The sequence below is a fragment of the Pseudomonas sp. WT-JTC genome, from assembly GCF_056711565.1.
In genome coordinates, this window is record NZ_CM160042.1 from 4,765,541 (window position 1) to 4,789,021 (window position 23,481).

20 protein-coding genes are annotated in these 23,481 nt (G+C 59.7%); 10 read left to right on the forward strand and 10 right to left on the reverse strand.

The genetic code is table 11. The features are described from left to right. Nucleotides 1–55 precede the first annotated feature (55 nt). Nucleotides 56–1,330: an NAD(P)/FAD-dependent oxidoreductase gene (locus AC06G5_RS21550; protein WP_413704306.1), complete on the reverse strand. Its 1,275-nt coding sequence runs from the start codon at nt 1,328–1,330 to the stop codon at nt 56–58. 36 nt (nt 1,331–1,366) lie between these two features. After that, nucleotides 1,367–2,035 carry a haloacid dehalogenase type II gene (locus AC06G5_RS21555; RefSeq protein ID WP_413704305.1) on the reverse strand — a complete coding sequence of 223 codons (669 nt, stop codon included), beginning with the start codon at nt 2,033–2,035 and terminating at the stop codon, nt 1,367–1,369. A gap of 875 nt (nt 2,036–2,910) precedes the next feature. Here AC06G5_RS21555 and AC06G5_RS21560 point away from each other — a divergent pair. Beyond that, nucleotides 2,911–4,374 carry an aldehyde dehydrogenase family protein gene (locus AC06G5_RS21560; RefSeq protein WP_480458281.1) on the forward strand — a complete coding sequence of 488 codons (1,464 nt, stop codon included), beginning with the start codon at nt 2,911–2,913 and terminating at the stop codon, nt 4,372–4,374. A gap of 420 nt (nt 4,375–4,794) precedes the next feature. On the opposite strand, the gene AC06G5_RS21565 is transcribed toward AC06G5_RS21560, so the two are convergent. From AC06G5_RS21565 to AC06G5_RS21585, 5 genes are read right to left on the reverse strand one after another with little or no spacing between them, the layout of a single operon-like run. Then, the gene (locus tag AC06G5_RS21565; RefSeq protein ID WP_413422493.1) at nt 4,795–5,628 is read right to left on the reverse strand and encodes a class I SAM-dependent methyltransferase; all 834 of its coding nucleotides are present in this window, start codon (nt 5,626–5,628) and stop codon (nt 4,795–4,797) included. Beyond that, the gene (locus AC06G5_RS21570; RefSeq protein ID WP_480458282.1) at nt 5,622–6,779 is read right to left on the reverse strand and encodes an acyltransferase family protein; all 1,158 of its coding nucleotides are present in this window, start codon (nt 6,777–6,779) and stop codon (nt 5,622–5,624) included. The genes AC06G5_RS21565 and AC06G5_RS21570 overlap by 7 nt, the downstream gene beginning before the upstream one ends. Further along, nucleotides 6,776–7,660, reverse strand: a complete 885-nt coding sequence (locus AC06G5_RS21575) for a class I SAM-dependent methyltransferase (protein WP_413422489.1) — start codon at nt 7,658–7,660, stop codon at nt 6,776–6,778. Before AC06G5_RS21575 ends, AC06G5_RS21570 begins: the two co-directional genes overlap by 4 nt. Continuing rightward, entirely contained in the window at nt 7,657–8,952 is a 1,296-nt protein-coding gene (locus AC06G5_RS21580) for a glycosyltransferase (protein ID WP_480458283.1), read from the reverse strand. The genes AC06G5_RS21575 and AC06G5_RS21580 overlap by 4 nt, the downstream gene beginning before the upstream one ends. After that, nucleotides 8,946–10,523 (reverse strand): glycosyltransferase, encoded by a 1,578-nt coding sequence (locus AC06G5_RS21585; protein ID WP_413422485.1) that lies wholly within the window; start codon nt 10,521–10,523, stop codon nt 8,946–8,948. Before AC06G5_RS21585 ends, AC06G5_RS21580 begins: the two co-directional genes overlap by 7 nt. Before the next feature lie 424 nt (nt 10,524–10,947). Between AC06G5_RS21585 and AC06G5_RS21590 the strand changes: the two genes are divergently transcribed. From AC06G5_RS21590 to AC06G5_RS21630, 9 genes are all read left to right on the forward strand, one after another. Further along, a complete protein-coding gene (locus AC06G5_RS21590; protein ID WP_480458284.1) occupies nt 10,948–11,862 on the forward strand; it encodes a GDP-mannose 4,6-dehydratase in 915 nt (304 codons plus the stop codon). Then, nucleotides 11,859–12,830 carry a GDP-mannose 4,6-dehydratase gene (gene gmd, locus AC06G5_RS21595; RefSeq protein WP_015094126.1) on the forward strand — a complete coding sequence of 324 codons (972 nt, stop codon included), beginning with the start codon at nt 11,859–11,861 and terminating at the stop codon, nt 12,828–12,830. Before AC06G5_RS21590 ends, gmd begins: the two co-directional genes overlap by 4 nt. A gap of 3 nt (nt 12,831–12,833) precedes the next feature. Beyond that, complete coding sequence (locus AC06G5_RS21600; RefSeq protein WP_413422480.1) at nt 12,834–14,276, forward strand: mannose-1-phosphate guanylyltransferase/mannose-6-phosphate isomerase; 1,443 nt, start codon at nt 12,834–12,836, stop codon at nt 14,274–14,276. Continuing rightward, on the forward strand, nt 14,277–15,074 hold the full coding sequence (locus tag AC06G5_RS21605) for an ABC transporter permease (protein ID WP_480458285.1): 798 nt from the start codon (nt 14,277–14,279) through the stop codon (nt 15,072–15,074). Beyond that, nucleotides 15,074–16,327, forward strand: coding sequence for an ABC transporter ATP-binding protein (locus tag AC06G5_RS21610; protein ID WP_413422478.1), 1,254 nt, complete (start codon nt 15,074–15,076; stop codon nt 16,325–16,327). Before AC06G5_RS21605 ends, AC06G5_RS21610 begins: the two co-directional genes overlap by 1 nt. Further along, on the forward strand, nt 16,324–17,691 hold the full coding sequence (locus AC06G5_RS21615; RefSeq protein WP_413422476.1) for a glycosyltransferase family 4 protein: 1,368 nt from the start codon (nt 16,324–16,326) through the stop codon (nt 17,689–17,691). The genes AC06G5_RS21610 and AC06G5_RS21615 overlap by 4 nt, the downstream gene beginning before the upstream one ends. Further along, nucleotides 17,675–18,805, forward strand: coding sequence for a glycosyltransferase family 4 protein (locus tag AC06G5_RS21620; RefSeq protein ID WP_480458286.1), 1,131 nt, complete (start codon nt 17,675–17,677; stop codon nt 18,803–18,805). The genes AC06G5_RS21615 and AC06G5_RS21620 overlap by 17 nt, the downstream gene beginning before the upstream one ends. Continuing rightward, a complete protein-coding gene (locus tag AC06G5_RS21625; protein WP_413422472.1) occupies nt 18,806–19,936 on the forward strand; it encodes a glycosyltransferase family 4 protein in 1,131 nt (376 codons plus the stop codon). 145 nt (nt 19,937–20,081) lie between these two features. Continuing rightward, nucleotides 20,082–20,999 carry a LysR family transcriptional regulator gene (locus AC06G5_RS21630; protein ID WP_057397602.1) on the forward strand — a complete coding sequence of 306 codons (918 nt, stop codon included), beginning with the start codon at nt 20,082–20,084 and terminating at the stop codon, nt 20,997–20,999. Here AC06G5_RS21630 and AC06G5_RS21635 read toward each other — a convergent pair. Genes AC06G5_RS21635 through AC06G5_RS21645 form a run of 3 tightly spaced genes read right to left on the reverse strand, consistent with a single transcriptional unit; the run spans nt 20,996 to nt 23,390 of the window. Next, nucleotides 20,996–21,607: an RraA family protein gene (locus tag AC06G5_RS21635; protein WP_480458287.1), complete on the reverse strand. Its 612-nt coding sequence runs from the start codon at nt 21,605–21,607 to the stop codon at nt 20,996–20,998. The genes AC06G5_RS21630 and AC06G5_RS21635 overlap by 4 nt on opposite strands. Then, on the reverse strand, nt 21,600–21,992 hold the full coding sequence (locus AC06G5_RS21640) for a RidA family protein (RefSeq protein WP_413422468.1): 393 nt from the start codon (nt 21,990–21,992) through the stop codon (nt 21,600–21,602). The genes AC06G5_RS21635 and AC06G5_RS21640 overlap by 8 nt, the downstream gene beginning before the upstream one ends. Nucleotides 21,993–22,010: 18 nt before the next feature. Continuing rightward, nucleotides 22,011–23,390, reverse strand: coding sequence for an MFS transporter (locus AC06G5_RS21645; protein WP_413422466.1), 1,380 nt, complete (start codon nt 23,388–23,390; stop codon nt 22,011–22,013). Nucleotides 23,391–23,481 lie beyond the last annotated feature (91 nt).

Here is a 23,481-nt window from a genome sequence, read left to right on the forward strand (position 1 = left end):
TCAAGTGCTGCTGATTAAGTGCAGCGTGGTTGAAACGTAAAGCAACACCATGAACTCAGTGCAGGTAGTCCTGCAGGCGGTAATACGCACCCACCAGAGGCAGGAACCAGGGTTTGCCGAAATGCCCGGGAATGGCAGGCCAATCGAGTTCGCGCCACGGATTGGCCTCGACCTTGCCAGCCATTACCTCGGCCATGACCTGCCCCATGTGCACCGACATTTGCACCCCATGACCGCTGTAGCCCATGGAGTAATAAACCCCTCCATGCTGCCCGGCGCGGGGTAACCGATCGGAGGTCATATCCACCAGGCCACCCCAGCAGTAATCGATCTTCACGCTAGCCAGTTGCGGAAACATCTGGACCATCGCCGCCTGCAATACCTTGCCGCTCTTGGCGTCGGAAATGCTGTCGGACATGGCAAACCGGGCACGACCGCCAAACAGCAACCGGTTGTCCGGTGTCAGGCGGAAGTAGTTACCGATCATGCGGCTGGTGACATAGGAACGCCGTGCCGGTAGCAAGCTGTCGATCAGGGCCTGCGGTAGCACCTCGGTGGCGATCACGAAACTGCCCACCGGCACGATCCGCCGCCGATACCAGCCCAATCCGCCCTGCTGGCACGTGCCTGTGGCCAGCAGAATCTGCGTGGCGTGTAGCGAGCCCTTGGTGGTATTGACCTGATAGCCGCCGGCACTGGCTTTCCAGTCCGTCACTGACACGCCCTGAAAGATCAATGCGCCGTGACGAGCTGCCGCCTCGGCCAACCCGACACCGAAGCGCCCGACATGCATCTGCACGCCGTTGCGCTGCAGCATGCCTCCATGGAACTGGGCCGAGTTGGCTTCAGCACGGGCTTCTTCTGGAGAGAGCAACTCGACCTCGGCGTCGACCTCCCGTCGAATCAATTCGCAGGTGCGCGCCAAACCTTCGTAATGCATCGGTTTGGCGGCCAGCTTCAGCTTGCCATTGCGCTTGAGGTCGCAGGCGATCTGCTCCTGCTCCACCAACGAAACGACGCTCTGTACGGCGCTTTCATAGGCTTGGTAATAAGCACGCGCCTTATCAGCACCGAGGCTGGCGCTGAGTGCCGCGTAGTCTTGGGCAACGCCGGTGCTGCAGTGGCCACCATTGCGCCCCGAAGCCTCGCCAATCACCCGCCCTCCTTCCAGCACCACCACACTGGCCCCCTTCAAGGCCAGGGCTCGGGCCGCGGCCAGGCCAGTGAGACCACCACCGACGATGGCCACATCGACCTGCCCGGGCAATGCGCCGAGCTGTGCACCGGTGAATTGCGGTGCGGTATCGAGCCAATAGGACTCACTGCCCATGTCTAACCCCTTTTGCCTTGAAGAGTGCCTTGAGACTTAGAGACCGACCAAACCGGGCAATGCGCCGATATCCGGGATCTGGTGGTAGCCATAAACGGCATTCGCCGGCTGTTCATGACCACGAGCAACGAAGGCTTTGTTTTTGATCTTCATGTCGTTGGCCGGCATCAGGTCGTAACGGAAGCTCGAGGACACGTGCAGAACGTCCTCAGGCCCGCAACCGAGGTTATCGAGCATGAACTCGAAGGCAGCCAGGCGCGGCTTGTAGGCCTGGGCTTGCTGGGCGGTGAAGACTTTATGGAAAGGTGCGCCGAGCTTGTCGACGTTGGACATGATCTGCTCGTCCATCGCGTTGGAGAAAATCACCAACGGAATCTTGTCGGCAATTTTTGCCAGGCCAGCTGGAACGTCAGCATGGGGGCCCCAAGACGGTACGGCGTCGTAGTAGAGCTGGCCTTCGCCCTTGTACTCGACACCCCAACGCTTGCAGACGCGCGCCAGGGCGGTCTTGATGATTTCATCATACGGCCGCCAGTCACCCATCACCTGATCCAGGCGATAGGCAGAGAAGTCCTTGACGAACTGATCCATTTGCTCGAAAGGGACACGATCAGCGAACAGTTCGCGCGTCATGTTCCCCATTTGAAAGTTGGTCAACGTGCCGTAGCAGTCAAAGGTAATAAACTTGGGTCGAAGAAAGCTCATGAGTGCGGTCCTTATGATTGTTGAGGTCATGACGGGGCAAGCAGTTACTCCGCTCTGGAAGCATCGGTGCAACGCTGCATCACGGATTTATTACAACACCAAGAGACCATGCATAAACTGTTAAAAGTATAGGCCGCTTGGTACAAACCACCGTTTTGCAGGGCTTGCTCAGCAGACTTTGCGGGACGCTCCAGACTCGGGCGCTCGACCCCCTGCTCTTAAGCCTTTGCGGGCTTTTATGGTGCGCTGGTAAGCCACGCACAACGCCATGTGCGGCAGTATTTATGACTTGCGGAAGGAGAAAGAGAGCTTTCGCTGAGGATGCGCCCGCTGATTGTGCTGCGAGGTGAGGCGGGGGCTAATTAAGAGTCATGCGCTATGGGACAATCTTGCTTCTATTAGCGATAGGCGTGACATACCGGTCAAAGCAACATCTGTATGCGTCGCGATAGCTCTACAAAGGTGGCGCGTTGCACGATGCATCACCACGCCCCCACCGGCCTATCTATATGCCCCATCATCGCCACCGATGTGCCTACGAACGCACTGACCAGGAATGGTCTCACTGGGCGGTCTATCAGAAGGTTTACTGACGAAATCGGTTCAACTTGTTCTCATACAAAGTCAGCCTGACAGAAACAGCAGATTCTCCCTTGCGAACCTGAAGAACAGCACATTTTATCTGGCCTGCTTTGTTAGCTTATTGAGAAGACCCGGCATAGCGATGTCCTGGTCGCCACCGCGATGTTCTGGTGATTTGCCAATCCCAAGGCCACCTTCGGCTTGGTCGTTTATTTCAGCGGCCTTGCAAGGTCGCGAGCCAGACCGCCCTCTGCTGCTTGCAGTGCCCATCACCGCTCTAGGGAGCCAGTTAGATGACAATACAATCTTCGAATAGCTACAGCGTTGATCCGCAAACGGCTCACAAATTTTATATCAATGGCTGTTGGTCTTCCCCGGCAATTCCGGCAAGTTTGTCCGTGGTAAATCCGGCAACTGAAGAGGTCGTCGCAGAGGTCGCGCAAGGCTCTGCCGAGGATGTTGATCGGGCAGTAGCTGCGGCGCGTGCAGCGTTTCCTGGTTGGTCTGCTACCTGCGCAGAGTCGCGCGCGCTTGTCCTTGGAAAGATCTACGATCTCATCCTTGAGCGAAAAGAGGTGCTCGCGCAGGCTCTCTCTCTCGAAATGGGCGCTGCCATCAGTTCCGCTCGGGCAATGCAAGTGCCTCTCGCGGCCGAACACGTTCGGGTCGCCCGTGACCTCCTGTCCACTTATCGCTTCCGGACGATTGAAGGGGGAACCGCGATTGAACGCGAACCTATAGGCGTCTGTGGTCTCATAACTCCGTGGAACTGGCCGCTTTATCAAATCACCGCGAAAGTCGCCCCGGCTATAGCTGCCGGATGCACTGTGGTCCTCAAACCAAGCGAACTGTCGCCTCTGAGTGCCCTGCTTTTTGCACAACTGGTCCATGACGCGGGCCTTCCACCTGGCGTCTTCAACCTCGTGAACGGAAGTGGTCACGAGGTCGGCGCAGCAATCGCTGCGCACCCGGATATCGATATGATTTCGATTACCGGCTCAAACCGCGCGGGCGCGCTGGTCGCGCAGGCAGCCGCCCATACGGTGAAGCGCGTCACGCAAGAACTGGGAGGCAAATCCCCGAACATTCTGCTTCCCGACGCCGACTTTGCCAAAGCCGTTCCATTAGGCGTGATGTCGGCATTCCGCAACGTCGGACAATCGTGCAGCGCCCCGACACGAATGATCGTACCTAAGGACCGGCTGGCGGAAGTCGAATCGCTGGCAGCCGAAACCGCCAATGCAATCATCGTGGGTGATCCGCAATCCGAAGATTCAGTGCTCGGTCCCATTGCCAACGAGGCCCAGTTCAATCGCGTGCAAGCCATGATCGAGGCTGGCCTGAGTGAGGGTGCAAAACTCGTTTGCGGCGGACCAGGGCGTGTGCCGGGTTATGAAAAGGGTTTCTACACCCGACCGACAGTTTTCTCCGAGGTAGATACCGCAATGCGTATCGCCCAAGAAGAAATTTTCGGGCCGGTGCTGTGCATTATTCCGTATGAAACGATCGATGAGGCGGTCGTTATCGCAAACGATACGGTATATGGACTGGGTGCTCATGTTCAGGCTCAGAACCTCGATCTTGCTCGTGCAGTTGCCTCTCGTATCCGCGCGGGTCAAGTGCATCTGAACTACCCTGCCTGGAATCCAATGGCTCCGTTCGGCGGCTACAAGCGATCTGGTAATGGTCGTGAATATGGTGTTTACGGCTTAGAGGAGTACCTGGAAATCAAAGCAATCATTGGATTTGGCGGGTAGCAACGCCTTCGCGAGCCCTCGCTATGATTTCTGAGGATTTCATCGCAGGGATCGCCCATGCAATGCGCAGGTGTTCAGCGGAAAGTCATACGGGTTCAGCAGAACATAAAATATTTTGGGTGAAACGAGAGGTGTGGTATCGCGAAAGGTGCCTACCTAAGCTGCCTGCCCCTTAGCGGCCTCCCCATACGACATGATGAATGACAATGCTGTTGACGCTGACCTGATCGCAACCCAAATTGCTGCAATCACTGGATGGATTTTGTGAATCAAGAGAAAGAAGGCCAGCTCCAATGGGTATTGAAACCCGTTTGCTGACTTTGATGGAATGACCGGAAGCGGCCTCTCACCAAAGGCAACTGTCAGCCAATGACAGTGACGGACGGTCTGTTGCAGACCGTCGCACCCACAGCAGGGTGATCAGGGTTTACGCGCAATGATCACCTGACTTTTCGCCACCACGGCATCCAGCGCCTGCTTGATCTGGGTGCCCCGTGGCGAGGCCAGAATCGCCTGCCAGGTATCCGCCCAGTGGTTGAGCAACGGATGGTCCGGGTTGCTGAAATCGACCTTGGCTTCCCAGAACAACAGCATCCACATCGACCAGTAGAATCCGTACTGGCTGTGACTGATCACTTCCAGGCCGGCATCGCTGACCATGGCCTTGAACTGCTCTTCGCTGATGATGCGAATGTGGTTGGGCTTCTGGAAATACTCGGCCGCCGCGATATCTTTCTGCAGGTCTTCGGAGCTCGGATGGGGGACGCTCAGCAGATACAAGGCGCCCGGTTTACCGACGCGTACCAGTTCAGCGAGGAACTGGGCTGGATCGTCCACGTGTTCGATGACCTCGGTCGACACCACCCGCGTGGCGGTCGCATCGGCAATCGGCAGCGGGTTGCAGTCGGTGACGTGGCATTCGACGTCGCGGGCCGGTGTATCGCTCAGGCGCTGACGGGTCGCTTCGACCTTGGCCGCGTCGATATCGGCAATGATGATCTTTGCCCCGCGCATCCCGCAGAAATGCACGTTGCCGCCGTCACCACAGCCCACGTCCAGCAGCGTGTCCTCGGGGGTCACCGGGAATCCGCTGAACAGTTCGCCGGTTTGCTGATTGAACCAGCCGCTGAGCATCGCGTCGTGCAGGCCGAGCATATAGGGGTCGACCTTCTCCGCCACGGGTGGCGCAGGCGGTGTCTCTGGCTGCACAGGCACGGGCGTGCCCGCCGTGAGTTTCTTCAATAGGCTCAGCATGAGGTGGCTCCAGAGGATGGGACGGCGATACGGGACGGGCTCAGGCGTTGTACCAGCGAGGCACCGCGCTGGCGCATGGGCATTTCGATGAAGCGGTAGTTGAGTTCGCTCAACAGGGCGATCAATCCGAACGCGATGAGCAACGTCGGCAGCGGATGACCCGCCGGGTTCGGCAGGTTGGCTTCCTGCAACCGAAAGGTGAATTCGCGGACCAACAGATAGGCCGGAATGTGGATCAGGTAGATGCCGTAGGAGCGGCTACCGATCCAGGTCATCACGTTCTTCAACGCGCCTTTGGGCATCAGGTAATCGCGGTTGTAGGACGCGATCCACACCAGCAGCGCACACAACAGCCCAATCACGCCGATCCGGTAATGGGTAAAGGTGAAGCGGTCCGTCGCCATGAAACCGAGCACCAGTGAAACCCCGACCAGTGCCGACAGGCCGGCCCATGGGCGACCCAGGAAGGTCGGCTCCCAGCGTCGGTACGAAGGCTGCACGCTCCACATCGCCAACAGCACGCCAAGGGCCAGCGCGTCGGTGCGCACCACCATCAGGATCGGCGTGCGCAAGGTAAACAACTGCACCGCAACCAGCGCCAGCAAAGCCCACACCAGGTGTTTGCGAAACAACACGATCAACAACGGAAACAGCAGGTAGAACTGCTCTTCAAGCGACAGGCTCCAGTACACGAAACTGGTGCCGTACTCGTAGCGATAAAAACTGTCGGCAAAGCGGAAATTGGCGTACTGCGCAATGCCGGCCAGGGTCGCCTGAATGTTCGCGTGCAGCGTGCCGAACGCGCCGGAGCGGTTGAGAAAAAGGCATGCCAGCAACATCAGCGCCAGCCATAACCAGGCCGACGGCAGCAAACGAAAAGCCCGGCGCAACCAGAAATTGCGCGTCTGTTGCCAATAATCCCGACCGGTAGTGCAACGACGCAAGGCCGGGATCAGGCTGCGGGCAATGACGAAGCCCGAGATCGCGAAAAACAGATCCACGCCCCACCACGGCTGGTTGTACAGCGTGATGCTCTGCAGCAATGGCACGGCCGCCGCGAACAGGCTGTCCTGCAGGTGATGAAACAGCACGCCAAGCACCGCAATGCCGCGCAGCAATTCGATGTCCATGATCCGTTTTTCGTTACTCATTCGCCCTCCTGGACATGAGGTTTGCGAGCAATGATCACCTGGCTCTTGGGCATGAACTGATCCAGCATCCGCTTGATCGCCAACCCGTCGGGCTGGGCCAGCAAGTCCTGCCAGGTTTTCGCCCAGCTTTCCATCAGCGGCGGGTACGGCGCCTGAATCCGGTCACGCACCGCACCGCCCAAATCCCGGCCGGCGGCCCGCTCACTGGCCCAGAAAAAGATCATGCCCATGACCCAGAAAAACCCGGATGCCTGACGATGCTCGATGACCAGGCCGGCGTCCTCCACCAGCGCGGCGAATCGCTCGGGGCTGAAAATCTGCACGTGATTGGGCGATTGAAAGTAGCTGGCCGGGGCGATGCCTTTCTGCAAATGCTCGCCCACCGGGGATGGCACGCTCAACAGGTACAGCGCACCGGGGCGGCCCATGCGCACCAGTTCGGCCATGAAGGGCTCTGGCTGATCGATGTGCTCGAGCACTTCCATGCACACGACTTTGCTGGCGCAGCCTTCGGCCAATGGCAGCGGCAAACTGTTGCTGACCAGCCCCAGGTTCGGTTTGTCTGATTGCGCGGCCACTTGCCGGGCAAGGTCATGGACCTTGTCGTATTCGCTGTCAGTGAAGATCACCGAGGCGCCCTGGCGGATCGCGAACAACGTCGCCACGCCTTCGCCGCATCCGACATCCAGCAGGGTGTCGTCGGCGGTGATGGCAAACCCTTTGAGCAATTCGCCGCTGTCGCCCGAAAACCAGCCGTCATGCATCGCATCGTGCAAGCCCACATCTCTTGGCGACACACGGGATTGCTCGACCGGCAGCGGCGCGGGCCGGGGCTCGGGTTTCGTCTCCGGAAAGAAACGTCTGACCAATGCGCGAATCATGCCTCGGGGGTTTCCACGGCACCGCTCTCGAACAGGCGCTCGAAAAATACGCCAAGCCGCTGCTCGGCGGTGGCCTGGCTGCAGAATTTCCTGAGGCTGGCCACTGCGTGCACGGACATCTGTGCATAACGTTCGGGATCACCCTTGGCCACGTCATAGCTTGATTGGTAAGCCCTGCACAACGACGCCCAATTGGTGACGTAGCGCAAGGTCCGAAACGCCCTGCGCGGGTCATGTGGCCAGGCCGTCAGCTCATCGGTGGAGTCAATCAGGAATGCATTATCGGCGTCCAGATAATCGATCATCGCCGTGGTCCGTGGCGCCACGGCCGGTTTGCCACAGGACATGAACTCCATCAGCGGAAGGCATTGGCCTTCGCCGTAGGAGGTGTTGACCACGTAACTCGTGGCTTGCACCAGCCGCTCATAGTCCGCGTCAGCCAGATAGCCGTAAATCAACACGACCCGGCAGCGGTAGGACTGGTTCTTGTACAAGTGGTGAAGGATATCAGTCAGCGCTTCTTCGGCATCGTGGTGCGTCAATTTAAGCACCAGCGTTGCGTCGTCCACCTCGCGAAACGTCACGCAAAAGGCACTGAGCATGTCTTCCCAGTTCTTGCGCCCGTCACCGGGGTTGAACACCGAAGTGTAGATCACGCCATCGAGGACCAACTCGTGTTCACTCGGCGGGGCCTGGAAATCAATCCCCACACCTTCGCGAGTTGCCACGGGGCCGAAGGCTCGCAAGTCGAGTTCGCGGCTGTCTGCCAGCAACCCCTTGAGCGTCAACCGCACCTGACGGGCCAGGGGCTGACGTTGCAACTGGGCGCCGCGCTCGGAAAACCGGTCCCATACCGGGGCCGGTACCGCGATGATCGGATAGTCGGCCCCCATCGCCTCGCGCACCGCATTCACGGTGTAGCTGGAATGTGTAATCGCCGCACCCGCTGCCCGCAACACCGTGCGCCAGTCATTGAGCGGGTCACCGGCGAAGGGTTCGTTGGGGATGGTGCTGAATTCCCACGCGAACACCGGCAGCGTCGGGCAGGTCAAATTGACCGGCGTGCGATGAGGCGGTGAGAACGACAGGAACACGCACGCTTCACCACGAGACAAACAGTCCAGGTACAAGGCATCGACTTCGGTCTGCGGGTCGCTGACTTCTACCACTCGCCCCAGCCGTTCCAGCACGGGACGGTACTCCTTGAGTACGAAGTAATAGCTGTACTCCGAGCGGCCAAGGTTCTGGGCAATGGTGTGCTGGTTGGTTTCCGAATGAATGATGATCAGCATGGGGCGTTATCCGTCACGGTTGCTGTCGGCAAAGCCTGTGGCGCCAGCCCGAAGAAATCCGCCATGCGTTTCTGCACCGGGGCGAAAGCGCAGTAATCGTGCATACGCTCGACGGCGGCGTGGGACATGCGCTGATACTCCAGCGGTTGTTCCTTGGCCAGACGGTAGCTGTTTTCGTAAGCGGTTTTCAGCGAACCCCAATCCGGCCGGTAACGCAGGGTGCGGTAGATGATGCGAGTGTCCTGCGGCCAGATGGTCAGCTCTTCGCTGGACTTGACCACAAACGCCACACGCTCGTCGATGTAGTCCTCCATGGCCGTGTGATCAGGAGCAATCACCGGTTTACCGCTGGCCATGAACTCCATCAGCGGCAGGCACAGCCCTTCGCAGCGTGAGGCATTGACGTAGTAACTGGCGGCTTCGTACAGCCGGGCGTATTGCGGATCGTCCAGGTAGCCGTGCATGACCACCACCCGACAGGCGAACGGCGAAAGCTGCGCGAGCAACGTCATCAGTTCGTCGTGGTAGGACGACAGATCGCTTTGGGTAATCTTCAGCACCAGCGTCGCGTCAGACGTTTCGCGGAACGCCCAGCAGAATGCAGTAATCAGTTGATGCCAGTTCTTGCGACCGTCACGCGGGTTGAACACGGTGACGTACACCACTCCGTCAACCTGTGTTTCAACCCGGGCGGTGGTGTCCGGCCACGCTCGCGGCTCTGGCTCGGGCACTGCAATCGTCTGCGGGCCGGCGATGGCCGGCAACCACTCGGCGAGGCGCTCATGGGCGGCTTGCGACAACAGGTCGCGAATCCCTTCCCAATACCACTGGCTCAGAAAATGGGTGCGATGCACCGGGATCGGCAGCGATTTGCCTTTGTCCAGGCGCCACATATGCAGATAATGGCGAGCAATCACGAAGCGGCGCTTGAGCGTCAGCGGCGGTGGCTTCAATGCCTCCAGCTCGGCCTCGAGTGCCGCCAGTTCCTCGGCGGTCGGCACGACAGGAATCAGTGCATCGGCGCTCAGCCCGAGTGTGCGTGTATCGAAGATGCAGCCCTTGATGTCCAGGGTCGAGCCGGCGCTGATCGGGGCGCTGGTGTGGCGACTACGAATGTCGGCGAAGTTTTCCCACAACGGCGTCGGTAACACCAGCACCGGAAAGTCTTCGCCCATGCTCCGGCGAATCGCCCGGGCGGTATGGCTGGAGAGCGTGATCACCCGGCCCTGCCGCGCCAGCATTTGCGTCCAGTCCTGGCGCGGATCGTTATCCCATTGCTCATCGGGAATCGAATCGAACTCCCAGGCCACCACGCAGATCGTCGGGCACTCAAGGTCGTTCGGTGTTTTCTGCGGTGGCGTAAATGACAGGAACAGACTGTCTTCGCCGGCGGCCGATAATTGTTTGTAGAGCGGATCGACCTCGGCGGTGGAGGACACCACATGCACTCGCCCAAGGCTTTCGAGTACAGGGCGATACGCCTTGAGCACGAAATAGTAACTGTACTCGGGACGGCCGAGACTCTGGCTGATGGAGCTGTCGTTGACGTCGGAGTAAAGAATAAAATTCATGGTATCCCACGGTGACGCCGCCATCCCGGCAGCCTCACGCCATGACGGGGAGGACACGGTTCGAGTCAGTGTTTACTGGCGCTCGTCCATCGTCTTCCTGCCCGCCTTCGTTCTTGTTTTAGTGGTCAGTTTCTCGCAGTTTCGAAGCGACGCTGCCGAACCCCGGATAATCGTGACGAGGGGCATTCTAACCACATCCGTTGAGGATTCGTGAACCGCCCGACGAGAATAAATCGGGCTACGCTGACGAGAACTGACCGGTCACGATTGGACCTGTTGAAATTGCCGAGCAAATGGCACAGATTGGCTACCAAACAACTACAACAAACATTTCACCTGATTTTCGAGCGATCATTTCGACTCGTGAAACCGTTCCATAAAGCCTGTGGAAAGTGGATGAAATGCATGACCAAGGGGTCGCTGTTTGAAAAAACGTCTGTTTGTCACGGGTCTGAGCGGATTCGTCGGACAACACATCCAGTCGCGTTTACAGGCTGATGCCTCGGAATGGGAGCTTTTGCCTGTTCCTTGCCGCTACGATCTCGCTGTGCCGGACAGTCTCGAAGGCTTGTGGCCGGAAATGCCCGATGCGGTGATTCACCTGGCCGGCCAGACTTTCGTCCCGCAAGCCTTTCGTGATCCGGCGGGCACCCTGAATGTCAATCTGCTGGGCACCCTGAACCTGCTGCAAGCCCTCAAGGCACGCGGATTCACCGGCACGTTTCTGTACGTCAGCTCCGGTGATGTCTATGGCCAGGTCACTGAAGACGATCTGCCCATCACTGAATTGCAGCCACCCTGCCCGCGCAATCCCTATGCCGTCAGCAAACTGTCGGCAGAGTTCCTGAGTTTGCAATGGGGCTTGAGCGAAGGCTGGCCCGTACTGGTCGCCCGCCCGTTCAATCATATCGGCAGCGGGCAGAAAGACAGCTTCGTCATCGCCAGCGCCGCCCGTCAGGTCTGCCGGATCAAACAAGGCCTGCAAGCGCCACAACTGGAAGTCGGGGACATCGACGTCACGCGTGATTTCCTCGATGTCGGGGACGTGGTTTCGGCCTACCTGGCCTTGCTGGAAAAAGGTACGCCGGGACAGGTCTACAACATTTGTTCGGGGCGCGAGCAGAGCATTCGCAGTTTGATCGAACAACTGGCAGATCTTGCCGAGGTCGACCTGCAACTCGTCCAGGACCCTGCGCGACTTCGCCGCGCGGATCAGCGTCGGGTGTGTGGCAGTCCTGAAAGGCTGACCCGGATCACCGGATGGAAGTCTGAAATCACAACACAACAATCCCTGCGGACGATCCTGTCCGACTGGGAGAAGCGAGTACGACAAGAATGACTAAAAGTGCATTGATCACAGGTATCACCGGCCAGGATGGCGCGTATCTGGCCAAACTGCTGCTCGACAAAGGTTACAAAGTCCACGGCCTGGTCGCGCGTCGCAGCAGCGATTCGCGCTGGCGTCTGCGTGAGATGGGGGTCGAAGCGGACATCGTCTACCTGGACGGCGACATGGCCGATGCCTGTTCAGTGCAGCGCGCGGTGATCAAGTCGGCACCGGACGAGGTCTACAACCTCGCCGCGCAAAGTTTTGTCGCGGCCTCCTGGGATCAACCGGTGACCACCGGCATCGTCGACGGCCTGGGCGTTACCCACTTGCTCGAAGCGATCCGCCAGTTCAGTCCGCACACGCGTTTCTACCAGGCGTCCACCAGCGAAATGTTCGGCCTGATCCAGGCCGAACAGCAGGACGAGAACACACCGTTCTATCCGCGCAGCCCTTATGGCGTGGCCAAGTTGTATGGCCACTGGATCACCGTGAACTACCGCGAAAGCTTCAACCTGCACGCCAGCAGCGGGATTCTGTTCAACCATGAATCGCCGCTGCGCGGCATCGAGTTCGTGACGCGCAAAGTCACCGACGCCGCCGCCCGGATCAAGCAGGGCAAACAGCAGGAACTGCGCCTGGGCAACATCGACGCCAAGCGTGACTGGGGCTTTGCCGGGGACTACGTCGAGGCCATGTGGCTGATGCTGCAACAGGACAAACCCGACGACTTCGTGGTGGCCACCGGCGTGACCACCACCGTGCGCGAGATGTGCCGGATCGCCTTCGATCATGTGGGCCTGAACTACCGCGACTACGTGAAGATCGACCCGGCGTTCTTCCGCCCGGCCGAAGTGGAAGTGTTGCTCGGCAACCCGGCCAAGGCCCAGCGTGTGCTGGGCTGGAAGCCAAAAACCGATCTGGATGCCTTGATCCGCATGATGATGGATGCGGACATGAAACGCGTTGCCAAGGAGTAGGCCATGCTGATTCCCGTGATTCTCTCCGGCGGTGCCGGGACAAGGTTGTGGCCGGTGTCGCGTGAAGGCCATCCCAAACCGTTCATGGCATTGCCTGACGGCCAGTCGCTGCTGGCCAAGACTTATCGGCGTGCCGCGGACCTGCTCGACGGCTGGGGCGATATCGTCACGGTGACCAACCGCGAGTATTACTTCCAGAGCAAGGATCACTTTCGGGACGCGCACCTTGGCCGCCATCGCGGTCACTTCCTGCTGGAGCCGACGGGGCGCAATACGGCGCCGGCCATTGCCGCCGCCGCCCTCTCGCTCCAGGCCCTGCATGGCGACGACGCGATCATGCTGGTCATGCCCGCCGACCATCTGATCGTCAATGTCGATGCGCTGAAGGACGCCGTCGAGCATGCCGTGACATTGGCCAAGGGCGGTCACCTGGTGACCTTCGGTGTGGTGCCGACCGCTCCGGAAACCGGCTTTGGCTACATTGAAGCCGGCACATCACTGGACGATAAAGGCGCTGCCAGGGTGCGGCGTTTCGTCGAAAAACCCGACCTGCAAACCGCGACTCATTACCTGGAAAGCGGCAACTTCCTGTGGAACTCCGGGATGTTCTGCTTCTCGGTCGCCACCCTGCTGGCCGAACTGCAAACCCATGCGCCGGCTTTGCTGGAGCAGACACAAACCTGCATGGCCGCCAGCGCCCCCGTGGAAAACGCCGGGAGCGTGCAACAGGAACTGTCACCGGCCCTGTTTGGCGAAATCATGGACATTTCCATCGACTACGCATTGATGGAGCGCTCCGACAAGGTGGTTGTCGTGCCCGCCCGTTTCGACTGGAGCGATATCGGCTCCTGGGGTGCGGTGGCCGCGCTGGTGCCGGCGGATGCACAGAACAATCGCGCCGTCGGCGAGTCGATTTTCATCGACAGCCACAACAATTTCGTCCAGAGCGATAACCGTCTGGTCGCGACCGTGGGTGTGGATAACCTGATCATCGTCGACACCGCCGACGCGGTGCTGGTGGCCCACGCCGACCGCGCCCAGGATGTGCGCCGGGTGGCCCGGCAACTCAAGGATAAAGAGCACGAAGCCTATCGCCTGCACCGGACGGTCAGCCGGCCATGGGGCACCTACACAGTGCTTGAGGAAGGCCCGCGTTTCAAGATCAAGCGCATCGTGGTCAAGCCCGGCGCCAAGTTGTCGTTGCAGATGCACCACCATCGCAATGAACACTGGGTGGTGGTCGAAGGCATGGCCAAGGTCACCAACAATGGCACCGGCACTCATCTGGTGGCCAAGAACGAATCGACCTTCATTGCTGCCGGTCACAAGCATCGCCTGGAGAATCCCGGCGTGATCGACCTGGTGATCATCGAAGTGCAAAGCGGCGAATATCTGGGAGAGGACGACATCGTCCGCTTCGAAGATCAATACGGCAGGACGGTTTGAATGCTGCTTTCCCTTTACCGCACGCTGGGCAGCTATCGAGGGTTCATCCTCGGTAGCGTCCAGCGAGAGTTTCAGGCGCGTTATCGCAATTCGTTGTTCGGTGCCCTGTGGACCGTGCTCAATCCACTGTCGATGATCATTGTCTACACCGTGATTTTTTCCCAGATCATGCGCGCGCGCTTGCCTGGGGTAGATGACGGCATGGCCTACAGCATCTACCTCTGCGCCGGGTTGCTGACCTGGGGCTTGTTTGCAGAAATCACGGTGCGCAGCCAGAACATGTTTCTGGATAACGCCAACCTGCTGAAAAAAATCAGCTTTCCACGGATCTGCCTGCCGGTGATCGTGCTGTTGAATGCCAGTATCAACTTCGCGATCATCATCGGCCTGTTCCTCGGCTTTCTGTTGATCACCGGTCGCCTGCCGGGCCTGGCGCTGCTGGCACTCATTCCGCTGCTGGCGTTACAGGTGATGTTCTGTGCCGGGCTGGGGATTATTCTTGGCGTATTGAATGTGTTTTTTCGCGATGTCGGGCAATTTTTCGCCATCTGCCTGCAATTCTGGTTCTGGCTGACGCCAATCGTTTACCCGATGAGCATCCTGCCCGACTGGGTGCAGCGCCTGCTGCAACTCAACCCCCTGACCAACCTGATCACCAGCTATCAGAACATCTTCCTGTACGGCCAATGGCCCGTCTGGAGTTCGCTGCTGCCGATCATGGTCGCCAGCGTATTGCTCCTGGTCATCGGACTGCGGCTGTTTCGGCAGAGGGTCGGTGAAATGGTGGATGAACTCTGATGGGGCACATACGCGTCACCGGCCTGGGCAAGGCCTATAAACAATACCCTACCCGCTGGAGTCGACTGGTTGAATGGCTGGTCCCGTTCTCACCGATCCGCCATCGCCAGCACTGGGTGCTACAGGACGTGTCCTTCCAGATTGCCCCCGGAGAATCGGTGGGTATCGTCGGGGTCAACGGTGCCGGCAAAAGCACCTTGTTGAAGATGATCACCGGCACCACCCAACCCACCTGCGGCACCATCGAGCTCGAAGGCCGCGTCGCTGCCCTGCTGGAATTGGGCATGGGTTTTCATGCGGACTTTACCGGCCGGCAGAATGCGGTCATGGCCGGGCAACTGCTGGGCATGCAGGTCGAAGAGATAGAAGCGCTGATGCCGGAAATCGAACGTTTCGCGGAAATTGGCGACGCCATCGACCACCCGGTGCGCACCTATTCCAGCGGTATGCAAATGCGCCTGGCGTTCAGCGTGGCCACCGCGCGGCGCCCGGACATTCTGATCGTCGACGAAGCGCTGTCGGTGGGCGACGCCTACTTCCAGCACAAAAGTTTCGACCGCATCCGCGGCTTTCGCAAAGCTGGTACCACGCTGTTGATCGTCTCCCATGACCGCTCGGCGATTCAGTCGATCTGCGACTCGGCGATCCTCCTGGAAAACGGCTACATGGCCATGCACGACACCCCCGAATCCGTCATGGACTACTACAACGCCCTGCTCGCCGAGCGTGAAGGACAGACCGTGCGCCAGGAAGCCCTCGCTGGCGGCCAGCTCAGTACCATTTCGGGAACGGGTGAAGCCAGGATTCTGAACGTTCGCCTGCTCGACAAACATGAACGCGCCATCGATGCCGCCGAAGTCGGCCAGCCGGTGGTGCTGGAGGTGAATGTCGAAGTTCGCCAGGACATCGAGCGGCTGGTGCTGGGCTTCATGATCAAGGATCGCCTTGGCCAGGCCATGTACGGCATCAACACCCATCGCCAGGATCAGGCGCTGACCGATCTGCAGGCTGGCGAGCGTGTGACCTACCGCTTCGCTTTCGTCATGGGCTTGGGCAAGGGTAACTATTCCGTGGCGTTGAGCCTGTCACGCCTGGATTCGCACCTGGACCGCAACTTCGAGTGGCGCGACTACGGGTTGGTGTTCCATGTGATCAACAACCGGCAGGAAGATTTTGTCGGCTGCTCGTGGCTGGCCGCGAAGACCACCGTCACGCGCTTGAGCGCGCCGGTCACCTCGGAGGGCACGCCATGACGCGTCTTTTGGTGGAGTGCACCCACGTATTCCAACACCCCAAGGTCAATTCGGGCATTCAGCGGGTGGTGCGCAACGTCGTCAACCAGCTACCGGATTCGGTCGACGGTGTTGAATGCATCCCTGTGGTGTTGCTGCAGGGCAAACTCTATCGGGTACTGAAACTCGGCGCGCTGAACATCCCGTTTTTCGATGCCTTGATGACCTTTGGTGGACGACTTGGGCGCTTGGCTCACCGCTTCTGGCAACTGCATCAGCGCTTGCATAACCGAAGCAACTCGCGGGCGATCAAGCGTTTGCTGCACGTGGCCTACCGGGTGACCGCGATCACCTGTTTCAGCCTTCCACTGCGTGCGATCGAGGGCATCAACCAGTATCAACTGCCCAAACGTTGCGCACCGTTGCAGCATCAGCCGGGAGATCAACTGGTGTTGCTGGATTCATCCTGGCACACCGACTTTTTTCCGTTTGCCGAACAGCTCAAACGTGAAGGCGTGGGCATCGTTTCAGTGATCTACGATTTGATTCCCCTGACTCACCCACAGTTCTACGACACACGGCTGGTGCAGGTATTCAACGAGTGGTTCGACTGGATCACCCAAACCGCCGATGGCTACGTGGCCATTTCCGCAACAGTGCGTGACCAGGTGCGCGAGGAGGTTCAGCGCCGCCTGGGCCCTGCCAAGGCCAGCGAGTTGTGGTTTGATTATTTCCACCTGGGCTCCGAACTCGACCTGAGCGAAGTCAGCGCTGACGTAGAACCGCGTCTTGCCCAACTGTTCGCGACGCCGGAACCGGTGTTCCTGATGGTCAGTACCATCGAGCCGCGCAAAAACCACGCCTACCTGCTGGACGCCTTCGAACGGGCCTGGGCGGCGGGCTCCAAAACCCGGCTGTGCATTGCCGGGCGAGTCGGCTGGAAATGCGATGCACTGCTGGCCCGCATACGCAATCACCCGCAGCTGAACCAACGCCTGTTCATGTTCAATGACCTGAGCGACACCAGCCTCGAACATGCCTACATCCACGCCAGCTCACTGGTGTTTCCGTCTTTTGTGGAGGGCTTCGGCCTGCCGCTGGTAGAAGCCATGCAGCGTGGGCTGCCGGCCATGGGCAGCGACATTGCAGTCTTTCGTGAAATCGGCGGCGAGTTCATGGCGTACTTCGATCTGGCCGAGCCACAAAGCCTGGCTGATCTGGTCATGGGGTTCGAGCGCAGCGGTCAGTTCCCGGCCACTCGCGACATCGCGCACTGGCGCTGGATCGGCTGGCGTGAAGCCAGTGCGCAATTGGCCGAACGCACCCTGCGCAATCTCCCGGACGTGCCGCTCGTACAAGAGAGGCAACATGCGCATTGCTCTTAACGCCCGAATTCTCCAGGCGCCGCGCACCGGCATCGGCCACTACGTCGCCGAACTGGCAAACGCCCTGGTGGGTCAACCGGATATTGAACTGGCGCTGTTTCATGGCTGGGGCTGGAGCACTGTGCTGCCTGAAGCGGCCATGCCCGGTTATTCCCGACTGACGCCATTGCTGCGGCAGATTCCGGGGGCCTATCAGGCCCGACGGTGGCTGGAACAGAAACGCTTCGATCAAGGCCGCGCGCAAGCCATCGACCTCTACCACGAACCGAGTTTGTGGCCGCTGTCGTTCGACGGCCCGACAGTCATCACCCTGCATGACCTGACTCACCTGCACTACCCTGAAACGCAGCCACCGGCGCGCTTGCGAGAAATCGAACGGCGCGTAGCCGACGGCGTGCAACAGGCCAGCCTGATTCTTACCGACTCGCAATACATTGCCGACGAAGCCCGGGCATATTTCAGGCTACCGGCGGAGCGGTTTGTTGTTGCACCGCTGGGTGCAGCCGCGCGTTTTCACCCGCGGCCCCCCGAGGCTATCGACGCCGTACTCAAGACCCATGGCGTCGAAGCACGGGAATACTTCCTCTGTGTCGGAACCCTGGAACCGCGCAAGAATCTGTCCCTCGCCCTGCTCGCCCACGCCCGATTGCCGGAATCAGTCCGTCAGCGTTTTCCATTGCTGATCGTCGGCATGGCGGGCTGGCAGCGCGAGCAGTTCAGCGAAGAATTACACCAGGCCCTGGCCAGCGGTCATGTCTGTTTGCTGGGCTATCTGCCTGACGAGCACGTTGCGCAGCTGTTGGCCGGCGCCCGGGCATTGATTTTTCCGTCGCTATACGAAGGCTTTGGCCTGCCGGTGCTGGAGGCCATGGCCTGCGGCACGCCGGTCATTCTGACTCGACGCTCGGCCATGCCCGAAGTGGCAGGCTCTGCGGGCAATTACATTGAACCTGATGACCCCGACGGCTTGCGTAATGCAATGAGCCGTCTGATTGAGGATCCAGCGCATTGGCAGGCATGCCGGGAAGCCGGATTGCTACAGGCAAGGCTTTTTACCTGGGAACGCTGCGCGCAAGTCACGGCCAGCGCTTACCGCCAGGCCATGGGAGATTGAATGCGAGTTCTTCATTTTTTCAAGACGTACCTGCCTGACTCGGTCGGCGGGATCGAACAGGTGATTTTCCAGTTGTGCGAAAGCGGTGCCCTGCACGGCGTTGAAGGCAAGGTGCTGACACTCAGTGCCGATCCGACCCCCGCGGCGATGCAGATCGCTCACCATGAAGTCCATCGGGCCAGACTCGACATTCAGTTCGCTTCCACAGGGTTTTCCTGGAGCGTCTTCAAACAGTTCCGCGAGCTGGCGGCCGAGGCCGACGTGGTCAACTACCACTTTCCATGGCCGTTCATGGACCTGGTGCATTTCGCCAGCGACCTGAAAAAACCCAGCGTGGTGACGTACCACTCGGACATTATCCGCCAGAAACACCTGCTCAGACTTTACCGGCCGCTGATGAACCGCTTTCTGCACAGCGCCGACCGGATCGTCGCTGCATCGCCCAATTACCTGCACACCAGTGATGTGTTGCAACAGTTTCAGCACAAGACCCAAGTGATCCCCTATGGATTGAACAAGGCAGGCTACCCACTGCCGGACAGCGATCGAATGGCTCACTGGCGGCAAAAGCTTGGCGACAAGTTCTTTCTGTTTGTGGGTGTGATGCGCTACTACAAAGGTTTGCACATCCTGCTCGATGCCCTGAAGGACCTGGATTACCCGACCGTGATTGTCGGTGCCGGCCCGCTGGAAGCAGAGCTGCATGCCCAGGCGGCTGCCTTGGGTCTGCGCAATGTGCACTTCCTCGGACGTCTGGGGGACGAGGACAAGGTGGCGCTGCTGCAACTGAGCTACGCCATCGTGTTCCCCTCGCACCTGCGCTCCGAAGCCTTCGGCATTTCGCTGCTTGAAGGTGCGATGTATGGCAAACCGATGATCTCCAGTGAGATTGGCACGGGCACCAGCTACATAAACATCCATGACGAGACCGGGCTGGTGGTGCCGCCGAGCAATCCATCAGCGTTTCGCGAGGCGATGCGCACGCTTTGGGAAAACCCGGTGTTGGCGGCGCAAATGGGCGAGAAGGCGCAGGCCCGTTATCAGAACCTGTTCACGGCGGACGAAATGGGTCGCAAATGGACGGCGTTGTATGAGGAACTGCTGGAAGAGAAAGCCCTCGCCTACGCATGACGCTTTTTTTGCAGGAACCGACTTGCCTCTGCCACTGAGTTCCAACAGTGTTACGATCCCGCGACTGTAGATGTCCATGGCTTGCGCACTGTGTGTGCAAGCCGCCGACTCTCCCCATTGGCCCCTGACTTGCTGCTGAACGCCTATGCAACGCCTGCTCAATGACCGCCTGGACTGGAACCTGCTGCGCACCTTTCGGGTGATTGGCCAGGAGCTGAGCATCAGCCGCGCCGCCGCCCGCCTGCACCTGACTCAACCGGCAGTGAGCCAGGCCCTCAAGCGCCTGGAAGAACAACTGGGCCGCCAACTGATTGCCCGTCGCGGGCCACGCTTTGCCCTGACCGAAGTCGGTGAGCAGATCTTCGCCCTGGCCGGGGAAATCTACGGGCAAATGTCCCAGGTCAGCAGCGTGCTGGAACAACCGGCCGACGAGGTGATCGGCAAAGTGCGGTTGCTGATCATCAGCCGGATCTTCTCCGAGCGCTTTGATGACTTCCTCGCCGACTTCCATCGCCAATACCCGCGAGTGGATCTGGAAGTCGATGTGATGCGCAGTTCCGACATCGTCAGCGCACTCCAGGAAAAAACCGCGACCCTCGGCCTGAGCCTCAATCGGCGCCCGCAGCCACGCCTGGAGCAGCGCTTGTTCCTGCGGCAACGCTATGCGTTTTTCTGCGGCAAGCATCACGCCATGTTCGGCCAACAGGACGTCGCCGAAGGGGATTTGCAGCGGGAGAATTTCGTCAGCTTCACCAGTGACCAGATCGGCGGCATGCTCTCGCCACTGACGATTTTTCGCGATCAGCAGGGTTTCAGCGGCCGCATCGTTGCATCGTCACCGAGCCTGGAAGAAGTCCGGCGACTGGTCATCGCCGGCTTCGGCATCGGCTGTTTGCCCGAGCACGTGGTGGCGGCCGACGTCGACGCCGGATTGCTCTGGCGCCTGCCGCCCCACGAGGGCATTGCCGATGTGGACATTCATTTGCTGTGGAACCGCGAACAGCGCATGAGCCGGGCCGAGACGATCTTTCTCGAAAGCCTGCAGCAACGGCTGACGGACTAAACGCGCAGGACTTGCGCCACCGGCTCACCGGACCGCAAGCGTTCGAGCAAGCGTGGCTCGGTACGATCCGAGGCCAGCGCCTGCTCGATGACCGCCTGCGCCGCTGCCGTGTCGAGAAACAACACGCCGTTGTCGTCCGCCAGCACCCAATCCCCCGGTTGCACCGTCACGCCGGCGCAGTGGATGGGCTGGTTGATGGCGCTGTCGCCGCGCCCGTGCAGCTTGGTGGTCAACAGGCTGGTGCCGCGGGCGAACACCGGTAACCCGGCCTCGCGCAACTCCAGCAGATCGGTCACCGCACCATCTACCACTATTGCCACCGCCCCGGCACAGTGTGCCGCGCAACTGGTCACCGCACCGACCGGAGCGTGCCGATGATCGCCACTGGTGTCGATCACCAGCACGTCACCCGGCCTGATTTGCGCCAGGGCCTGGTTGACGGCGACGGCATCGGCGCCCACCAGCTTCAGGGTCAGCGCACGGCCAACGACTTTCACATTGGGCACCATGGCCCGTAGTTGCGGGTCGGCAAAACCCTCTTCGAGAAAATGCCCGAGGGTCGGAAAGCTCACGGCCTTGAGTTGTTCGATCAGTAGCGACTCATCCATGTTGCGCCTCCCCGGCAATCAGTTCGGCGACACAATCGATTTCCAGCGACACGCCCCACAGGGCCACGCACACCGTGGTGCGTGCCGGTGGCGCATGGCCGAGGAACTCGCGGTACACGGCGTTGAACGGCTCCAGTTGTGCGGGATCGGTCAGGTAGGCATTGACTTTGATCACGTGGCTGAAACCGGACCCGGCTTCAATCAGGATCGCTTCGAGGTTGTGCAAGGTTTGCCGCACCTGCTCCCGGAAATCAGCAGGTTGTTCGTCGAGATTGTTCCGGGCCGGAATTTGCCCGGCGGTAAACACCAGGTGACCGCTGACCACGGCCTGGGAGTAAGGGCCGACCGGGCCGATGTAGCCCGGGGCCGATTGAATTCTGCGCATGTTGTAGAACTCCAGGATTCAGGCCGTAGCCGATTTGAAGGGTTTGCCGGGGGTCGGGGCGTCTGTCGGGACGATGCTCGGGATTTCGCTGATGTCTTTCTTGAAGGTCTCGGTCAGGAGCAACAGCGCCACCAGCGAGATCAACGCTGCGCCGATCATGTACCAGGCCACTGAAGAGCCTTTGCCTGTCGCGGCCAGCAAGGCCGTGGTGACAATCGGTGTTGCCGCGCTACCGAGCAGGCCAGACAACATGTAGCTGATGGACAACCCGGAATAACGCACCCGGGTGCCGAACAGTTCGGCGAGGAAGGTCGCGATCGGCCCGTAGTTGGCGGCGAACGCCGTCATCAACAACAGATAACCGAAGACCACCATCGACAGCTCTTTGGTGTCCATCAGCCAGAACATCGGGAACGCCACCAGCGCTTCGGCGATGATGCCGCCGACAATGATTGGCTTGCGTCCGACACGGTCCGAGAGCGCGCCGAATACCGGCAGCATGACGATGCACCAGGCACAGGAGAGCAGCACCACACCAAGCATCACGCTGCGGCTGAAGCCGAGATTCTGTGTGCCATAAGTCAAACCAAACGCCACGATGATGTTGAACGAAGCGCCCGTAGACATGGTGGCAATCCCACCCAGCACCACTTGCTTCCAGTACTTGCGGAACACTTCCGCCAGCGGCATTTTCACTTGCACCTCGGCCTCCTTGACCTTGTTGAAGGCCGGGGTTTCCGAGATGTTCAGGCGGATGTACAAACCGACGGCGATCAGCAACACGCTGGCCAGGAACGGAATACGCCAGCCCCAGGCCAACAGGTCCTCAGGGGACAGCCACGCCGCGATCAACAGGAATGCCAGGTTGGCAATCATGGTCCCGGCCGGCACGCCGATCTGCACCCAGGAACCGTACAAGCCACGCTTGTTGGCCGGCGCATGCTCCACCGCCATCAACACCGCCCCGCCCCATTCGCCACCCAATGCCAGGCCTTGCACGACCCTGAGCAGCAACAACAGGATCGGCGCCCAGATACCGATGGTTGCAAAGTCAGGCAACAAGCCGATGGCGAAGGTCGCTGCGCCCATGGTCAACAGCGAAATCAACAGCATCGACTTGCGCCCCAGGCGATCACCGAAATGCCCGAACAATGCCGCACCGACAATCCGCGCCAGATACGCCGAAGCGAACGTGCCGAAAGCCAGCAGCGTTCCGATCAGCGGCACGAAATCCGGAAAGAACACTTTGTTGAACACCAGCGCCGATGCCGTAGCAAACACGAACAAGTCGTACCACTCCACGGTGGTGCCAATCACACTGGCCACCGCGACTTTTTTCATGCTGATTGCAACTTCCGGTGGTGCGCCGGACTTTTCTGCGGACGATAGATCGCTCATCACTGTCTCCAGGAATTTATTTAATTGTTTTGAACTGGCAGTAAAACGGTTGAGGCGAAGGTTGTTGTTATGGCTTACGGGAAGCTGGTTC